Genomic DNA, 651 nt, shown 5'->3' with positions numbered 1-651 from the left:
CCGTTGCCGTCCGGGCGAGGCAGCCGGCCGAGGAAGGCCGAGTCGGTCGGCTGGGCGGGGTCGAGCTGCGAGCCGGACCGGTACTCCTGACCCGTACGGGTGTCGACGAGCTTCCAGCCGATACCGTCGCGGTCCCAGTGAATGACCGGGTCGGAGTCGTAGGCGGTGCGCATGGCATCCGACATGCGGGGGCCGCAGATGACGAGCAGGCCGGGCCGGTTGAGGTCGATCTGCCCGTCCACGGTGACGTTGTCGGTGGCGACGGTCAGGCCGAAGGTCCGGGCGAGGTCTTCCAAGCGCTTGCCGGCGCGCATGTCGTCCAGGGCGACCATGGAGCGACCGGTTGCGGCGTCGTGCCGCAGCGGGGTCACGACGGTGACCGACCCGATGCCGAGGAAGGCGCCCTCAGGTGCGGGGCCAGTGTGGCGGATCTGGTGGATACGCCCCCGGGACAGGCCGGCCTTCTCGGCGATCTGCGCATACGACATGCCCTGGGAGTGAAGTTCCTGGATGACGCGGCGGCGGAGCCGGGCCAGTTCGGTGACCTCTTGCTGGGCGGCGTTGAGTCGTTCGGTGGCGACCCGGAGCAGCAGGTAGGGATCGTCGATCGCGGCGATGTTGTCCAGGTCGCTCGGTGGCACGGTTCCTCCT

Annotated in this window: 1 protein-coding gene; it reads right to left on the bottom strand. The window is 69.9% G+C overall.

What is annotated here, in order from left to right; all coding sequences use genetic code 11:
- Positions 1–641 (bottom strand): sigma factor-like helix-turn-helix DNA-binding protein (locus tag FLX08_RS40065; RefSeq protein ID WP_244313251.1); only part of this gene is annotated, 641 nt, incomplete at its 3' end.
- Between the last annotated feature and the right edge of the window lie 10 nt (positions 642–651).

Origin of the sequence: Microbispora hainanensis (assembly GCF_006874475.1) — a bacterium.
Classification (GTDB): Bacteria; Actinomycetota; Actinomycetes; order Streptosporangiales; family Streptosporangiaceae; genus Microbispora; species Microbispora hainanensis.
This window is presented reverse-complemented; position numbering and strand designations above follow the sequence as displayed.